This is a genomic window from Nocardiopsis sp. CNZ308 (assembly GCF_004217075.1).
The window spans coordinates 4,272,652-4,288,745 of the sequence record NZ_SHKJ01000001.1; the positions used below are offsets into that span (position 1 = coordinate 4,272,652).

15 protein-coding genes are annotated in these 16,094 nt (G+C 74.0%); 8 read left to right on the forward strand and 7 right to left on the reverse strand.

The window, feature by feature from the left end:
- Nucleotides 1-126: 126 nt before the first annotated feature.
- Together EV372_RS18430 and EV372_RS18435 are read right to left on the reverse strand one after the other, a co-directional pair.
- On the reverse strand, nt 127-1,185 hold the full coding sequence (locus tag EV372_RS18430; protein WP_130396982.1) for a tartrate dehydrogenase: 1,059 nt from the start codon (nt 1,183-1,185) through the stop codon (nt 127-129).
- 175 nt (nt 1,186-1,360) lie between these two features.
- Entirely contained in the window at nt 1,361-2,257 is an 897-nt protein-coding gene (locus EV372_RS18435) for an alpha/beta fold hydrolase (protein ID WP_130396983.1), read from the reverse strand.
- 84 nt (nt 2,258-2,341) lie between these two features.
- Between EV372_RS18435 and EV372_RS18440 the strand changes: the two genes are divergently transcribed.
- Entirely contained in the window at nt 2,342-3,310 is a 969-nt protein-coding gene (locus EV372_RS18440; protein WP_130396984.1) for a LysR family transcriptional regulator, read from the forward strand.
- A 199-nt stretch (nt 3,311-3,509) separates the two neighbouring features.
- Here the strand turns inward: EV372_RS18440 and EV372_RS18445 are convergent, their stop codons facing one another.
- Nucleotides 3,510-3,935, reverse strand: a complete 426-nt coding sequence (locus EV372_RS18445) for a PPOX class F420-dependent oxidoreductase (RefSeq protein ID WP_130396985.1) — start codon at nt 3,933-3,935, stop codon at nt 3,510-3,512.
- A 143-nt stretch (nt 3,936-4,078) separates the two neighbouring features.
- Between EV372_RS18445 and EV372_RS18450 the strand changes: the two genes are divergently transcribed.
- Nucleotides 4,079-4,588 carry a hypothetical protein gene (locus EV372_RS18450; RefSeq protein WP_130396986.1) on the forward strand — a complete coding sequence of 170 codons (510 nt, stop codon included), beginning with the start codon at nt 4,079-4,081 and terminating at the stop codon, nt 4,586-4,588.
- A gap of 227 nt (nt 4,589-4,815) precedes the next feature.
- On the opposite strand, the gene EV372_RS18455 is transcribed toward EV372_RS18450, so the two are convergent.
- The 4 genes from EV372_RS18455 to EV372_RS18470 form a co-directional block, all read right to left on the reverse strand.
- Nucleotides 4,816-6,213 carry an adenylosuccinate synthetase gene (locus EV372_RS18455; protein ID WP_130396987.1) on the reverse strand — a complete coding sequence of 466 codons (1,398 nt, stop codon included), beginning with the start codon at nt 6,211-6,213 and terminating at the stop codon, nt 4,816-4,818.
- Nucleotides 6,210-7,205, reverse strand: a complete 996-nt coding sequence (locus EV372_RS18460; RefSeq protein ID WP_130396988.1) for a hypothetical protein — start codon at nt 7,203-7,205, stop codon at nt 6,210-6,212. Before EV372_RS18460 ends, EV372_RS18455 begins: the two co-directional genes overlap by 4 nt.
- A gap of 77 nt (nt 7,206-7,282) precedes the next feature.
- Nucleotides 7,283-8,377, reverse strand: a complete 1,095-nt coding sequence (locus EV372_RS18465; protein ID WP_130396989.1) for a molecular chaperone DnaJ — start codon at nt 8,375-8,377, stop codon at nt 7,283-7,285.
- A 17-nt stretch (nt 8,378-8,394) separates the two neighbouring features.
- Nucleotides 8,395-9,186: an NUDIX hydrolase gene (locus EV372_RS18470; protein WP_130396990.1), complete on the reverse strand. Its 792-nt coding sequence runs from the start codon at nt 9,184-9,186 to the stop codon at nt 8,395-8,397.
- Nucleotides 9,187-9,483: 297 nt separating this feature from the next.
- Between EV372_RS18470 and ruvC the strand changes: the two genes are divergently transcribed.
- From ruvC to EV372_RS18500, 6 genes are all read left to right on the forward strand, one after another.
- Nucleotides 9,484-10,032, forward strand: coding sequence for a crossover junction endodeoxyribonuclease RuvC (gene ruvC / locus EV372_RS18475; RefSeq protein WP_019607009.1), 549 nt, complete (start codon nt 9,484-9,486; stop codon nt 10,030-10,032).
- Nucleotides 10,033-10,082: 50 nt separating this feature from the next.
- On the forward strand, nt 10,083-10,703 hold the full coding sequence (ruvA, locus tag EV372_RS18480; RefSeq protein WP_130396991.1) for a Holliday junction branch migration protein RuvA: 621 nt from the start codon (nt 10,083-10,085) through the stop codon (nt 10,701-10,703).
- Nucleotides 10,704-10,718: 15 nt separating this feature from the next.
- Nucleotides 10,719-11,870 carry a Holliday junction branch migration DNA helicase RuvB gene (gene ruvB, locus EV372_RS18485; protein ID WP_130396992.1) on the forward strand — a complete coding sequence of 384 codons (1,152 nt, stop codon included), beginning with the start codon at nt 10,719-10,721 and terminating at the stop codon, nt 11,868-11,870.
- 321 nt (nt 11,871-12,191) lie between these two features.
- Nucleotides 12,192-12,557: a preprotein translocase subunit YajC gene (gene yajC, locus EV372_RS18490; protein ID WP_165436002.1), complete on the forward strand. Its 366-nt coding sequence runs from the start codon at nt 12,192-12,194 to the stop codon at nt 12,555-12,557.
- Between the two features lie 189 nt (nt 12,558-12,746).
- Nucleotides 12,747-13,301: an adenine phosphoribosyltransferase gene (locus tag EV372_RS18495; protein ID WP_061078435.1), complete on the forward strand. Its 555-nt coding sequence runs from the start codon at nt 12,747-12,749 to the stop codon at nt 13,299-13,301.
- A gap of 588 nt (nt 13,302-13,889) precedes the next feature.
- Complete coding sequence (locus EV372_RS18500) at nt 13,890-16,067, forward strand: RelA/SpoT family protein (RefSeq protein ID WP_130396993.1); 2,178 nt, start codon at nt 13,890-13,892, stop codon at nt 16,065-16,067.
- Nucleotides 16,068-16,094: the final 27 nt, after the last annotated feature.

Sequence of the window (16,094 nt, forward strand, 5' to 3'; positions counted from 1 at the left end):
GTTCACCGTGTCCGTCGGTCCCCACCATGCTCGCTTTCCGCCGTGGGGGTCTTGTCGAGAAGCGACAATCAGGAGTGGGGTTCCTGTGCCGACCGGACAAAGGGGGTGGCGGGGTCCGCGCCCGGATCAGGGCAGGCGGGAGAGCACCTCGGCGGTGAACTCGTCCGTGCCCGCGCTGCCGCCCAGATCGGCCGTGCGCACGGGGGAGGAGGCCAGCACGGCGCGGACCGCGTCCATGACCTGCGCGCCCGCCTCGGGGTGGCCCAGGTGGTCGAGCATCATCGACGCCGACCAGATGGCCCCCAGCGGGTTGGCCAGCCCCCTGCCCGCGATGTCGGGCGCCGAGCCGTGCACCGGCTCGAACATCGACGGGTACTCGCGCTCGGGGTTGAGGTTGGCCGACGGCGCCACCCCGATACCGCCCGCCACGGCGGCGGCCAGGTCGCTGAGGATGTCGCCGAACAGGTTCGAGCCCACGATGACGTCGAACCGCGCCGGGTCCAGGACGATCTTGGCGGCCAGGGCGTCGATGTGCTCCTGCTCCCAGGCCACCTCCGGGTGGCGTGCCGCGCGCTCGGCCACCAGCTCGTCCCAGAACGGCATGGTGTGCACGATGCCGTTGGACTTGGTGGCCGAGGTCAGCCTGCCGCCGCGCCGCCCGGCCAGGGTGAAGGCGTGGTCGAGCACCCGTTCCACGCCCCTGCGGGTGAACACCGACTCCTGGAGGGCCGCCTCGTAGGGGGTGCCCTCGTGGATCCGTCCGCCCACGCGCGAGTACTCGCCCTCGTTGTTCTCGCGCACGACCACGAAGTCGACCTCGCCGGGCAGCGCCCGCGCGACCGGGCTGGGGACCCCCTCCAGGACGCTGATCGGCCGCAGGTTGACGTACTGGTGGAAGCCGCGGCGGATGGGGATGAGCAGCCCCCACAGCGACACGTGGTCGGGGACGCCGGGCCAGCCCACGGCGCCCAGCAGGACGGCGTCGTGGTGGCGGATCCGCTCCAGGCCGTCGTCGGGCATCATGGCGCCCTCGGCCAGGTAGCGCGCGCAGGACCAGTCGAACTCGTCGTAGGAGAAGGAGAGCGCGTGGTGGGCGCCGATCCGGTCCAGGACGGCCCTGGCGGGCGGCAGGACCTCCTTGCCGATGCCGTCACCGGGGATCGTGGCGACGCGGTAGTGCTTCATGGCGGTGTCCTTCCGTGGGGTGTTCGGGGGTGTTCGGGCCCGGCGGGGCCCTCGTCGTCCTGGCGGGGGCCGGTCCGTCTCATCGCGTCGGGGCCGACGGGGGCCCGGGGCCCGTCGGGGAGGGCCCGGCCGGGGGATGGGGACGCGGGAACCGCGCCCGGGGCGCGGGGCGTGTTCAGGGCGCGCAGCCCCCGCCCAGGAACGCGCGCAGGTGCCGTGCCGTGGCCTCGGGCGCCTCCTCGGGCACGTAGTGGTCGCAGTCCAGCGCGTGGCCGCGCACGTCGCGGGCGTATCCGCTCCAGGCGTCCGGCACGTCGTAGTGGCGGCCCACGAAGCCGTGCCGTCCCCACAGCAGCAGGACCGGGCACTCCAGGCGGCGCCCGGCGTCGGCCCGGTCGTGCTCCAGGTCGATCGAGGCCGCCGCCCGGTAGTCCTCGCAGGAGGCGTGGATCGCGGCCGGGTCGCGGAAGCAGCGCACGTACTCGTCCACGGCGGCGGGTGCGAAGGGGGTGCCGCCGTGGTGGCGGGCGTTCATGCGGGTGCGGACCCAGAAGTCCGGGTCCTGCCCGATGAGGTGCTCGGGGATGCCGTTGCCCGCCGCCAGGAAGAACCAGTGGTGGTACCCGAGGGCGAACTCGGCGTCGGCGTGCTCGAAGGCGTACCGGGTCGGCACGATGTCCAGCGCGCACAGCGCCGTCACCGCCTCCGGGTGGTCCAGGGCGAGGCGGTGGCCGACCCGGCCGCCGCGGTCGTGGCCCGCCACGGCGAAGGAGTCGAAGCCCAGTTCGCGCATGACGAGGTACTGGTCCCGCGCCATGGCCCGCTTGGCGTAGGGGGCGTGCCGCTCGTCGGAGGCGGGCTTGTCGCTGTCCCCGTAGCCGCGCAGGTCGGTCATGACCAGGGTGAACCGGTCCGCCAGGAGCGGTGCGACGCGGTGCCAGATCAGGTGCGTCTGCGGGTAGCCGTGCAGCAGCAGGAGCGGGGGGCCGTCCCCGCCCGTGCGGACGTTGACGCGCACGCCCCCGGCGTCCACGGTGCGGCGGGCGAAGCCGGAGGGGAGGAGGTCGCTCATGACTGGATTCCAGCAGGCTGGGGGCGCGGGCGTCCAAGACCGGCTGCCGATATCGTTGATAGGCCCGGCCTATAAGGAGGAGCGGTGGACGTCCGGCAGCTGGAGTACTTCCTGGCCGTGGTCGACCACGGCGGGGTGAACCGGGCGGCCTCGGCCCTGTACCTGTCCCAGCCGTCCCTGTCGCAGGCGGTCCGGGCCCTGGAGCGCGACCTGGGCAGCGACCTCTTCCACCGCATCGGCCGCCGCGTGGTGCTGACCGGGGCGGGACGCGCGCTGGTCGAGCCCGCCCGCGAGGCGGTGCGCGCCCTGGACCTGGCCCGCTCGGCGGTCGAGTCGGTGCGGGAGCTGCGCGGCGGACGGGTGGACGTGGCGGTGCTGCCCACCCAGGCGATCGAGCCGCTGACCGGCCTGGTGGCGGGCTTCACCCGGCGCCACCCGGAGGTGTCGGTGTCGGTCCGCAGCGCGCTGACCACGCGCGACGCCGTGGAGATGGTGCGCACCGGCGCCTGCGAACTCGGCGTGGTGGCCACCTCCGAGCCCTTCGCGCGGACGGGGGTGCGCGCCCATCCGCTGGTGCGCCAGAGCTTCGTGCTGCTCGCCCCGCCCGACGGGCCCTTCGCCGCGGGAGAACCCGTGCGCGCCGAGCGGCTGGAGGGGCAGCGGTTGATCGTGGGACAGCACGGTTCGGGCATGCGCCGGTTCGTCGACGAACTGGTCGCGGACGGCCTGGACGCCCGGGTCGCCGTGGAGAGCGAGCACCGGGTGTCCCTCCTGCCGCTGGTGCTGGGCGGGGCCGGGATCGCGGTGGTCACCGACGCCTGGCGGGACCTGGCCGAGCGGGCCGGGGCGCTGGTGCTGGACCTGGAGCCCACCGGCCACCTGTACGTGTCTCTGGTCAGCAGGAGGGGGCCGCTCACCGCGGCGGCGGAGGCGTTCGTGGCCCACGCGGTGGACTGGTCCGCGGGGGCGGACCCGGGCCCGCCGGGCGAACCCGGGAGCGACGTCCTCACCGGGGGTTCGGGCCGATCAGCTCTTCGGGGTCCGACGGGTTGAGGCTGCCCGGGCCGAGGTCCGACGCGGCGACCCCGAAACCGTGTCGGCGCGGTACCGCCACCGCGTCGTCCAGGGACTCGCGGTCGGTGACGAAGCCGCGATCACCCGCGCTGTTCGGCCTGAGGCCGTGGTACGGCTTCCTGCCGTCGTCGTTGCAGACGAACGGGACCGCGTTCCGGGGAGGTCCACGCGCGGGCGCTCAGCCGACCATGTCGAAGGCGGAGACCACCCTGGTCGGGCGCAGCCGCACCGCGAGCTCGCCGGGCACGCCGTTGCGCCGCCCGAACTCCTCGGCCCGCTCGGGCCCCATGTAGCGGCGGGCGATCGCGGTGGCGGTGCGCACCAGCTCGTCGGGGTCCTCGGACACGACGGCCTGGCCCTGCACCTGCACGAAGGCGTACGGCGGCTCGGGCAGGTCCACGGTGAGCGCCACCCTGGGGTCGCGCGCGATGGACCGGCCCTTCGCGGTGGAGGCGCCGGTGTTGAAGACGATGTCGCCGTCCTCGACGACGAACCACACCGGCGCCGCCAGCGGCCGTCCGTCCGAGGCGGTGTAGGCGAGCATCCCGGTACGGGTGCCCTGGAGCAGGAAGTCGCGGACCCGGGGGTCGGAGAGAGAAGTCACGGCCCCACGCTAGTGCGCGGGTCCTGATCCCTCCGGGAGGACGCGGCGCCGGGGTGCCCGCGTGTCGGCGCGACCCCGCGTATCGGTACGATCCGCGCAACACGGGCGTCCGCCTCGGGCGGTCGGACACGGGGAGGGGTGCCATGGGCGGGGTCGTGCCGGACGACGGGACGTGGCGGATCGGTGCCCGTGAGGGCGTCGCGCTCTCGGCGCGCTGGTGGAAGTGGGTGTGGTCGGCGCCGGAGGGGTGCGACCCGGTCAGGGACACCACCGGCGAGCACGCGGCCCGCAACCAGCCGGACGACCTGTGGTTCCTCGCCGGTACCTACGGGGGCAGGGTCGTGCGCCGGTGCGAGGTGCCCACGGGACGCCCCCTGTTCTTCCCGGTGTTCAACATGCAGTTCCCCTTCGAGTACTCCAGGCAGCCGATGGCCATGCCGGTCGCGCGGGCCGACGCGCACCTCAACGGCGTCGCTCTGCCGCTGGAGGAGTTCCAGGGGGTGTTCCGCAGCCCTCTGTGGGTCCGCAGGCACAGCTGGGGGCTGTGGGGCGCGGTCTCGCCGCTGAGCCCCGGCGGGTACGTGCTGGAGATCAGGGCGGACGATGGGCAGGGCTTCCGGGTGGACACCACCTACCACCTGACCGTCGTCTAGGGCCTGGTTTTTGAACCGTTCTCAGCTTGTGGGGGGTGGTTCGGGCGCCCACGGGGTTCTGGAGGTGGCGGAGGCGGGTTCGTGAGGAACGAGCGAACCCGCCGTAGGCACCGAAGGTTCCCGTGCTCCGGGCGCCCGAACACGGACCGAAGCGAAGCGGAGGTCCAAAAAACACTGCCTAGGCGCGCGGCACGGCGCGACGAGCCGGAACGGATCTGACCGGGCGGTCAGACACGGGGCGGAACGCGGGCGTCGGCGCGGGTCGGCCCCGAGAACACCGCCTCCAGGGGCAGGCCCAGCTCCTCGCCGACGGCCTCGGCGGAGGAGCCGGGCGCCGGGGCGAGCACGGGCCGCGCCGCCAGCAGGGCGCGGGCCAGGCGCTCCTGCCGGTCCAGGCGCGCCGCGGCGTCCGCCAGGGCCGCGCCCGTCACGGCGGAGCCAGGCCCGCTGGGCGCCGGGGCCGGTGCGGGGACCGGTTCCAGACCGGACCCGTCCGGCGAGGTGTAGCCCGTGCACCAGCGCAGTCGCCCGCCCGCCCGCGCGGGGGCGTCGGCGTGCGTGACCACCAGCGAGTCCACCCCGCCGGTGGCGGCGAGCGCGTACCGGTGCGCCACCGCGTCGAAGTGCCCGACCCGGAACACCCCCTGCCACGGGTGCGCGCCGTTGTGCGCCTCGGCCAGCACCGCGCCCAGTTCCGGGTCCTCGGCCACGAGCGGGCCCGCGCCGTGCCGGGTGGTGTAGGTGCGCACCACACCGATCCGTCGGGCGTCGCCGGGGCGCCCGGCCTCGGCCAGGAGCGCGAGCGGGTTCGCGGTGGTCGTCGTGGACCAGGTGGTGTACGGGTGGAACCCGTGCCACTCGTCCAGCAGCACCCCCTGCGCCCCCTCGAACACCACGGGGGAGCGGTCGAGCAGCCGGGGCAGGTGATCCTCGTCCACCAGCCGCACCCGCCGCGCGAAGGCCAGGTAGGCCTCCACGCACTCCTCGACGTCGGGGTCGGGCCCGGGCCGGGCCCCTGCTCCGGGGTCGGGGGCCGCGCCCGGGGGCTCCAGGGCGCGGCGCACCGCGTGCAGGTGGTCGGCCAGGCGGCGCAGCTTGCGGCGCAGCGCGTCCGGCCGCGCGCAGTCACCGGCGGTGGGCGCGTCCTCGGGGCGGGCCAGGGCGTAGGCCACGGCCTCGCCCACCCCCATCCCGCAGGAGCCGTGCCGGGCCTCGCCCCGCGCCCGCTCCCGCGCCTGGTTGGCCGCCCGGTGCCACGGCGTGCTGATCAGCGCCCGGCGGTCCACGGTGACCAGCGCGAACGGGTCGGCCACGCCGAGCGAGGCCAGGTGCCCGGCCTCGCCTGCCAGGGCGAAGGGGTCCACCACCATCCATCGCGACAGGTGCGTGGGCACCGGGCCGCCGGGGGCCAGCGTGCCCGCGCCGAACTGGGCGAACGTGTGGTGGCGGCCGTCGGGGGTCACCACGTTGTGCGCTGCCTGGGCTCCCCCGTTGGCGCGCACGACGGCGCCGAAGCGCCGCCGCGCGCACAGCAGGTCGACCGTCACGCCCTTGCCCGCGTCGCCGAACCCCAGGTCGACGACGACGGCGTTCCCGTCGGCCCACGGGGCGGTCTCGCCGGTCACAGCCGGTCCACCCCGCCCGCGTCGGCCGGACCGCCGAGCCCGGTCGGGGTGTCGGCCACGACCACGGAGCCTCGGCTCTCGGACAGCGTCCGCAGCGCCCTGCCCACCGCCTCGCCCGCGTCCGAGCCCGCCTCGGCCAGGTCGGCCAGGCCCTTCTCCAGGTCGATGGCCTCCTCGGCGAGTCCGACGGTGACCGCGATGGTCTCCGACACCGCGTCGAGGTCGTCCAGGTAGATGACGTTCTGGCCCAGCTGGGTGTCCCAGAAGCCGCGCACCTTGTCGTTGTGGTAGTGGCCGCTGCCGGTCGGCATGATGAAGTACACCTCGAAGCTGCGCCGCAGCTCGGCCAGGATCCGCGGGAAGGGGATGTCCTCGGTGAGGTCGTCGCCGATCACCTCGCGCACCTCCCGCGCCTTGACCGCCCCGTAGGCCATCTCGTCGCCGATGACGAAGAGGTGGCCGCGCCGTCCGCGCTTCTCCAGGCAGTCCATGGAGGTGTGCCGGGCCATGAAGTACATGGCCAGTTCGTAGGACTCCATCACCTGGCCGCCACCGCCGCCCTCCAGCAGGATGTTGCCAAGGTCGTCCTCCAGTTCGTTGCCGGACTCGAACTGCCCCACCTGGAGCGGGGCCCGGTCGCACGTGGCGTCGCCGATCGCGCCGAAGAGGATCTGCGGGTCCCGCACGTACCCCTTGCGCAGCAGCAGGCCGAACAGGTCGGGCAGCTTGGTCTGCAGCACGCGCGGCACGTTGCGCATGGACCCGGTGACGTCGAAGAGCACCGAGATGGCCAGCGACTCGGGGTGTTCGGCGGAGTCGCGGCTCTCGCGCACGCCCACCCCGTGGGGGTCGAGGCTGTCGTGGACCCGCCAGGCACTGCGCGGGGTCGAGGCGAGCACGTCGTCGGTGTAGCCGAAGCTGCTGGAGCCGACGGAGGCGTTGTAGGCCTGACGCGCGTGGTAGGCGTCGGTGGACCAGTTGCTGCTTCCCATGGGGTTCTCCTCGGGAGACGGGGCGGGCGGACGGGGCCGCCGGGGTCGGGGGCGGGGAAGGTGGTCGGGGAGGGGGTTCAGGCCCCGGCGGCCGGTGCCGGGTCCGGCATGGTGAAGGGGCGGAACCGGCGCGGTCCGTAGAGGCGTTCCAGCACGTCGTCCAGTTCGCGGAGCAGGGCGAACCCGTCGCGGGGCCGCCGCTCGGGGGCGGGCAGGGTGCAGCCGCGCGCGAAGGACCGCAGCTGCGGGGGCAGGCGGCCCGCGGTGACGTACTCCACGCACCGGGTCGCCATGTGGATGTCGGTCTGGGCCAGCGCGGGGCTGCGGGCGGTCACCTCGGGCGGGTAGAAGTCCGCGCGGCCGGGCACCATCGCCGGGATGTGCGGCGCGGTGCGCGGGGCGTGCGCCGTCACCGAGTAGCACCAGTCGACCAGGACCAGGCCGTGCTCGGCCGGGTGGATCATCACGTGCTCGGGCACGACCGCGCCGTGCACGACCCCCGCCAGGGCGGCGTTGCCGACGGCGACCAGCAGCCGCCGCCACATCCACGCCGCGTCGCGCGGGTCGACGCCGTCGGGGTGGGCGCGGCGCACCTCGGCCAGCGTGTGGAAGCCGTGCAGCCGTCCCAGGACGTTGGCCCGCCGCTCCACGCCGGTGGCGGCGTCGCGGTGCTTGAAGGACTCCACCAGTTCGGGGACGAAGGCCCGGTAGCGCTCGTGGCCGTGCTCCCGGACGCGGCGCAGCGCGGTCGCCTCGGCCTCCAGCAGGTCGTTGTCGCGGGGTGCGCGGGGCAGTTTGAGCACCGCGTCGCGCCACTCAGGGGCCCGGTAGCGCACCGGGTGCAGGTCGGCGACGTCGCCCCGGGCCAGCCGCTCCCGGCCGATCCGGTAGGTGTGCGCGCCGGTGGCCAGGGTGAGGTCGTCCAGGCGCAGGTCGCCCGCGGCCATCGCCCGGTACAGGTCCCACAGCTCCGAGAGCCGGGCGAAGGGGCCGGTGCCGCTTCCGGGCGGCGCCGTGTCGGGGTGCAGCGCCCGGGCCAGCTCGCGGTGGCGGGCCGTGGCCGCCGGGGGCACGCCGCCGTCCTCGGGCAGCGGGCCGAACAGTTCCACGGGGTCGCCCGCCAGGGCGACCTGGCGCTCGGCGTCCTCGAAGGCGGGGCCGGTGGCCGTCATCGGGCTCCTCTCGGGGGTCACTGCGTGCTCCGCAGCAGGGGAGGGTGCAGCAGGGCGGCGCCGCCCGCGCGGTAGAGCCGGGCGCGCCGTCCGCCGCCCGCGCCGCCGCGCTCGGCGAGTTCCCCGGTGTCCTCCACGAACCCGGGTGCGGCGAGGATCTTGCGGTGGAAGTTGGCCGCGTGCAGGGAGTGGCCCCACACGGCCTCGTACACCTCGCGCAGCGCCGTGATGGTGAAGGCGGGCGGCAGGAAGGCCGTGGCCAGCGGGGTGTACTCCAGCTTGGAGCGGGCGCGCTCGACGGCGTCGGCCAGGACGCGGCCGTGGTCGAAGGCCAGGTCGAGCCCGGCGCGTGCGCCGTCGCCGTGGCCGAGGTCGCGCCAGGGGATCCAGGCGGCCTCCTCGGTGCCCCGGCCGGTGTGCGGGTCGGGCAGGTCGGGGGCCAGCAGGACGTAGGCGACCGAGAAGACGCGCATGCGCGGGTCCCGGTCCCGGGCGCCGTAGGTGCCCAGCTGCTCCAGGTGCAGCTCGGTGGGCAGCAGGGTCTTCTCCGAGAGCACGCGCAGGGCGGCGTCGGGCAGGTCGGGGTCGGCGGGGCCGTCCGGTCCGTCCTGGGCCCGGACGAACCCGCCCGGCAGCGCCCACCAGCCGCGCTGGGGGCGCGCGGCGCGGCGCGTCAGCAGCACGTGCGGCACGCCCGACCTGATGGTGAGGGCGACGACGTCGACGGTGACCGCGGCCGGGGCGAACGCGTGCGGGTCGTAGTCGGCGAGGAACCGGCTCTCGCCCTCCTCGTCGCGCGGGTCGGCCACGTGCGCCTCCAGTTGTTCTCAAGTCGAGTATTTCTCGAACTGAGAGCAACTTAGCACGCGTTCGGCGTCCCGTCCATCCCTTTTCTCCGGAAGCGCGAAGGCGGCGCGCGGGCCCGGGCCGTGCTGCCGCACCCGGTCGGGCGGCTACGCTCGCGACGGGGCGGCCCGCGGCCGCGGCGGGTTCCGGCCCGGCCGGTGCCCCGGGAGCGGACACGCCCGGGCTGGCCGGAGGCGGACGTCGTGGCCCGCCGCTAGCATGTGGGCGAACGGACGTTCGAGAGGACAAGGGTGAGGCGCGTGCGCGTGTTGGGGATCGACCCCGGGCTGACCCGGTGCGGTGTCGCCGCCGTCGAGGGCGCCATCGGCCGACCGCTCACCCTGCTCGGCGCCGACGCCGTGCGCACCAGCCCCGACACCGACCTGCCCCACCGGCTCGTGGGGATCGAGCGCGGCATCGAGGAGTGGCTGGACCGCTACCAGCCCGACGCCGTCGCCGTCGAGCGCGTCTTCGCCCAGCACAACCTCAGCACCGTCATGGGCACCGCCCAGGCCAGCGGCATCGCCCTGGTCTGCGCCGCCCGCCGCGGCCTGCCCGTGGCCATGCACACCCCCAGCGAGGCCAAGGCCGCCATCACCGGCAACGGCCGCGCCGACAAGGCGCAGGTCGGCACGATGGTGGCGCGTATCCTCGGACTCGACGGACCCCCCAAGCCCGCCGACGCGGCCGACGCCGTCGCCCTGGCCATCTGCCACATCTGGCGCGGCGGGGCCCAGGCCCGCGTCGCCCAGGCCCAGCAGGACTTCGCCCGCAAGGTGGAGCTGGCCCGCCGCACCCGCGGCCGCTAGCGCCCCGCCCCCAGGAAGGAGAGGGGCACCGTCCCCGGTGCCCACACCAGATGATCGCGTTCCTCACCGGCCGGGTGGCCGCACGCGGCGCGGGCACCGCCGTCATCGACGTCGGCGGGGTCGGCATGACCGTGCAGTGCACGCCCTCCGCGCTCTCGCGCCTGCACGTGGGCGAGACCGGGACCGTGGCCACCAGCCTCGTCGTGCGCGAGGAGTCCCTGACCCTGTTCGGGTTCGCCGACGACGACGAGAAGCACCTGTTCGAGCAGCTCCAGACCGCCTCCGGAGTCGGCCCCCGCCTGGCCCTGGCCATGCTCTCCGTCCACAGCCCCTCCAGCCTGCGCCACGCCGTGTCCACCGAGGACACCACCGCCCTCACCCGCGTGCCCGGCATCGGCAAGAAGGGCGCCCAGCGCATCGTCCTGGAACTGCGCGGCAAGCTCGACGCGCCCGTGCTCACCGACGGCACCCTGCCCGGGTCCGATGCCGCCGGGACCGGCGGCGAACCCAACGGCGCGTGGCGCGGACAGGTGGTCTCCGGCCTGGTCAACCTCGGCTGGTCGGCCAAGGACGCCGAGGCCGCCGCCTCCGCCGTGGCGACCGAGGCCGAGCACACCGACGACGTCGCCGTCCTGCTGCGCAGCGCTCTGCGCAGGCTCAGCCGGGCCTAGGAAGGAGGAAGCCCCGTGTACGACTTCCACGAGGAAGACCCCCGAGGCTCGGTCCCCGGCGGGCCCCCGCCCTACGAGCGCGACGCGGTCTCGCCCGACGCGGGCACGGACGAGCGCCAGATCGAGGGCGCCCTGCGGCCCCGGGCCCTGGACGAGTTCGTCGGCCAGGAACGCGTGCGCGAACAGCTCTCCCTGGTGCTGCACAGCGCCAAGCGGCGCAACCGGGCGCCCGACCACATCCTCATGTCCGGCGGCCCGGGCCTGGGCAAGACCACCCTGGCCATGATCATCGCCGCCGAGATGGGGGCCCCGCTGCGCATCACCTCGGGCCCGGCCATCGAGCGCTCCGGGGACCTGGCCGCGGTGCTCTCCACCCTCCAGGAGGGCGAGGTGCTCTTCCTGGACGAGATCCACCGCATGGCCCGCCCCGCCGAGGAGATGCTCTACGTCGCGATGGAGGACTTCCGGGTCGACGTCGTGGTCGGCAAGGGCCCCGGCGCCACCGCCATCCCGCTGGACATCGCGCCGTTCACCCTGGTCGGGGCCACCACCCGCGCGGGCATGCTGCCCGCGCCCCTGCGCGACCGCTTCGGGTTCACCGCGCACATGGACTTCTACACCCCCCAGGAACTGGAGCTGATCCTCCAGCGCTCGGCGGGCCTGCTCGGCGCTCCCCTGGACGCGGACGCCGCCGTGGAGATCGCCGGGCGCTCGCGCGGCACCCCCCGGATCGCCAACCGGCTGCTGCGCCGGGTGCGCGACTACGCCGAGGTGCGCGGGGACGGGCGGCTGTCGCTGGACACCGCCCGCGCCGCCCTCGACCTCTACGAGGTGGACGAACTGGGCATGGACCGGCTGGACCGCGCCATCCTCGACGTGCTCATGAGGAGGTTCCGCGGCGGCCCGGTCGGCCTGTCCACGCTGGCGGTGTCGGTGGGGGAGGAGGCCGAGACGGTGGAGACCGTCGCCGAGCCCTTCCTGGTCCGCTCCGGCTTCCTGGCCCGCACCCCGCGCGGCCGGGTGGCCACCCCGCAGGCCTGGGCGCACATGGGGCTCACCCCGCCGCCGGACGCGGCCTTCGGCGCGGCGGCGGCCAACGGGGGCGGCGCCACCGGTAACTCCGCCCCCGCGGGCAACGCGGGTCACAACGGCACGGCGAGTCCCTGACCAGTGCGTCTGACACGGCGCCCCGGTCCGGGCACAATGGGTTCCGGCCGCGCGGACCGGGGACGAACCGTTAACACTCCGATCTCATCCGGTGGGATGCTGGTGACCCACGCCACGTAAGCTGGGACGAAACAGCCGATACGGGGCATGACTCCGTACGTGTCGTTCGACACCGGTGGAACGAGTCGGCCTTCTGGCGCGTTGTACGTGCCGGACAGGTCCGGACCACGCGGTTCGTACCGACGCGAAGAAGGTGGCCGCCGCGGTGTCCGATCCGACAGCCGTCGGCCACACGAAGAAACCTCAGGGAAGGACGCCCCCGTGCAGGGCCTTTACCACCTCGCTGCCCAAGGAGAGCCCACGGGCGGACTCCTCGGCATGCTGTTCCCGTTCCTGCTGATCCTTCTGGTGTTCTGGCTGCTGTTCTGGCGCCCGGCCCAGAAGCGCCGCCAGCAGGAGACGCAGATGCACAACGCCCTGGTCCCCGGTGTCGAGGTGATGACCAAGGCCGGCATCTTCGCCACCGTCGTCGAGATCCACGAGCAGGACGTCCTGCTGGAGATCGCGCCCGGGACCCGCATCCGCATGCTCAAGGCCGGTGTCGGAGAGGTCGTCACCCCGGCCGCCGACGACACCCCGGTGGAGGACCGCCCCGACTTCGGCGACGACGACAAGCCCAAGGGCTAGAAGTACTTCTTCGGGCCTCCGCCCCGCGCGGTGAGCGGACGGCCCGCACGCGTCCGACCCCGGTACCGGCCCCCCGCGCGGGGGGCCGGTACCGCCGTGTCCGGACCGCGGAGCGCCGCGGCGACTCCCGCGAGGCCCCGCCCACGTCGGCCCCGACAACACGAGAACCCAGCAGAAGGCCCATCCCACATGCCCGACGACACCGCCACCGCGGCGCCCGTCCCCAGCCCGGAGCTCATCCGGGCGCACATCCGCGACATCCCCGACTTCCCGAAGCCCGGCGTCCTGTTCAAGGACATCACGCCGCTGCTCAACCACCGGGAGGCCTTCGCCGCCGCCGTGGAGGGCCTCGCCGCGCCCTTCCGCGCCGCGGGGGTGGACCACGTGGTCGGACTGGAGGCGCGCGGGTTCATCTTCGGCGCCCCGGTCGCCATGGCGCTGGGGTCGGGCTTCGTCCCCGCGCGCAAAGCCGGGAAACTGCCCTCACGGACCATCGGGCAGGCCTATGATCTGGAGTACGGCACCGCGACCGTCGAGATCCACGCCGACGCGGTCTCCCCGGGCAGCCGTGTGCTGATCGTGGACGACGTCCTCGCCACCGGCGGCACCGGCAGGGCCGCGGTGGACCTGGTCCGCAAGGCGGGTGGTACGGTCGTGGGATTCTCCGTCCTGATGGAGCTCTCCGCGCTCCGGGGACGGGACAGGGTGCCCGACGTGGAGCTGCACACCCTCCTCACGGTCTGATCCGGCCGACCCGCGCCGCGGCCGACGCCCCTCCCCGAGGGGAATGCGCGACGGCCCGTCATCGTTGACGTACTCCACCACCGGGGGTGAACCCCCGGTGGCCAGTGTCACACCCGCCGCCGGGCGCGGCGGGAGCGGGGAGGCCGAGGCCGTTCCCGACGGGAACGGCCCCACTAGACTGGTGGGAGAGGTACCGCGGCGGCCACGTCACGACTGGCCCTGATGACACGCACGTGCACCGGTGGAGCCGGGCGGCGCTGACGGCGCCCGCGCGACCGGACGGATCCGCGGGAGGTAGGCATGCCAAGCGAAGTGGTTTCGACCGGGGCGGCAGCGACGGACGAGACGCGGCGGGGCGCCTCCCACGAACCGCGGCCGAACGCGTCCCAGGGGCGCGCGGACGGCACCGGCGCGCGGGGCGCCACCACAAGTCCACAGGGAGACCGGCCGGAGGGCGCCGCGAACGGAGCGGCGCCCTCCGACGTCTCCGGAGCGGGGGCCACGCGGCAGCCGTCCCCCTCCACCACGCCCTCCACGGTGCGAGTACGCAGAAGGCTCGCCCGACTCGGCGCCCAGCGGGGAGTGACGATGAACCCGGTGCTCGAACCACTGATCAAGACAGTGCGGGCCACCCATCCCAAGGTGGACGTGCGGCTGGTCGAGCGCGCCTACGAGGTCGCGGCCCACCACCACCGCGACCAGAAGCGCAAGAGCGGCGACCCCTACATCACCCACCCCCTCGCCGTCGCCACGATCCTCGCCGAGCTGGGCATGCAGGAGGCCACCCTGGCCGCCGCCCTCCTGCACGACACCGTCGAGGACACCGACTACTCCCTGGGCGAGCTGCGCTCGGACTTCGGCGACGAGATCGCCGAGCTGGTCGACGGGGTCACCAAGCTCGACAAGGTCAAGTACGGCGAGGCCACCCAGGCCGAGACCGTGCGCAAGATGGTCGTGGCCATGGCCCGCGACATCCGCGTGCTGGTCATCAAGCTGTGCGACCGGCTGCACAACATGCGCACCCTGCGCTACCTGCCCTCCCGCGCCAAACGGGAGAAGAAGGCCCGCGAGACCCTGGAGATCTTCGCCCCCCTCGCCCACCGGCTGGGCATGAACACCATCAAGTGGGAGCTGGAGGACCTGGCCTTCGCCACCCTCTACCCCAAGCGCTTCGACGAGATCGCCCGCCTGGTGTCCGAGCGCGCCCCGCGCCGCGACGTCTACCTCCAGGAGGTCATCGAGGCGGTCTCGGCCGACCTGCGCGAGTCCAAGCTCAAGGCCACCGTGCGCGGGCGGCCCAAGCACTACTACTCGATCTACCAGAAGATGATCGCCCGCAACTGCGGCTTCGACGAGATCTACGACCTCATCGCCGTGCGGGTCCTGGTGGACAGCGTCCGCGACTGCTACGCGGCCCTGGGGACCATCCACGCGCGGTGGAACCCGGTGCCCGGCCGGTTCAAGGACTACATCGCGATGCCCAAGTTCAACATGTACCAGTCGCTGCACACGACGGTCATAGGGCCCTCGGGCAACCCGGTCGAGCTCCAGATCCGCACACGCGCGATGCACCGGCGCGCCGAGTACGGCATCGCCGCGCACTGGAAGTACAAGGAGGACCGGGGCAGCGGGGGCGAGAGCAAGCCCCGGGGCAGCTCCGACATGCAGTGGCTGCGCCAGCTCATCGACTGGCAGCAGGAGACCAAGGACCCGGGCGAGTTCCTGGAGTCGCTGCGCTTCGACCTGTCGGTGCAGGAGGTGTTCGTCTTCACCCCGGGCGGCGACGTCATCTCGCTGCCCCAGGGCGCCACCGCCGTGGACTTCGCCTACGCCGTGCACACCGAGGTCGGCCACCGCACCGTGGGCGCCCGCATCAACGGCCGCCTCGTGCCGCTGGAGAACGAGCTGCACAACGGCGAGACGGTGGAGATCCTCACCTCCAAGACGCCCGACGCCGGGCCCAGCCGGGACTGGCTGAACTTCGTCAAGAGCGCCCGGGCCCGCAACAAGATCCGGCACTGGTTCACCAAGGAGCGCCGCGAGGCCGCCATCGAGCAGGGCAAGGACGAGATCGCCAAGGTCATGCGCAAGCAGGAGCTTCCGGTCAAGCGCCTGTTCAGCGGTGAGGCGATCATCGGCCTGGCCAGCGACCTGCGCTACCCGGACGTGGACTCGCTGTACGCGGCCGTGGGGGAGCGCCAGGTCAGCGCCCAGCACGTGGTCGGCAAGCTCGTCGACTCCATGGGCGGCCTGGAGAACCACACCGAGGACATCGCCGAGTCGGCGCTGCCCACCAAGGCGGCCACCCGCCAGCGCCAGCACGGCAACCCGGGCGTGGTCGTGGAGGGCGACGCCGACGTGTGGGCGCGCCTGTCCAAGTGCTGTACCCCCGTGCCGGGCGACGAGATCGTCGGCTTCGTGACCCGGGGCAACGGGGTGTCGGTGCACCGCCGGGACTGCGTGAACACCGCGACGCTGGACACCGACCGTATGGTCAAGGTGGAGTGGTCGCCCACCGAGGACTCGATGTTCCTGGTGGCGCTGCACGTGGAGGCCCTGGACCGGTCCCGGCTGCTGTCGGACATCACGCGGGTGCTGAGCGACCAGCACGTCAACATCCTGTCCGCGACCGTCCAGACCAGCCGCGACCGCGTGGCGCAGAGCCGCTTCACCTTCGAGATGGCCGACCCCGCCCACCTGGGCAGCGTGCTGCGCGCGGTGCGGGGCGTGGACGGCGTCTACGACGTCTTCCGCGTCCGCAACTGACCCGGCCGGACACGGCCGGGCCCCGGA

Coding starts and splice junctions, on each gene's coding strand:
- EV372_RS18430 (WP_130396982.1), bottom strand. CDS start 1,185: ATGAAGCACTACCGCGTCGCCACGATCCCCGGTGACGGCATCGGCAAG.
- EV372_RS18435 (WP_130396983.1), bottom strand. CDS start 2,257: ATGAGCGACCTCCTCCCCTCCGGCTTCGCCCGCCGCACCGTGGACGCC.
- EV372_RS18450 (WP_130396986.1), top strand. CDS start 4,079: ATGGGCGGGGTCGTGCCGGACGACGGGACGTGGCGGATCGGTGCCCGT.
- EV372_RS18460 (WP_130396988.1), bottom strand. CDS start 7,205: ATGGGAAGCAGCAACTGGTCCACCGACGCCTACCACGCGCGTCAGGCC.
- EV372_RS18465 (WP_130396989.1), bottom strand. CDS start 8,377: ATGACGGCCACCGGCCCCGCCTTCGAGGACGCCGAGCGCCAGGTCGCC.
- ruvA (WP_130396991.1), top strand. CDS start 10,083: ATGATCGCGTTCCTCACCGGCCGGGTGGCCGCACGCGGCGCGGGCACC.
- EV372_RS18495 (WP_061078435.1), top strand. CDS start 12,747: ATGCCCGACGACACCGCCACCGCGGCGCCCGTCCCCAGCCCGGAGCTC.
- EV372_RS18500 (WP_130396993.1), top strand. CDS start 13,890: ATGAACCCGGTGCTCGAACCACTGATCAAGACAGTGCGGGCCACCCAT.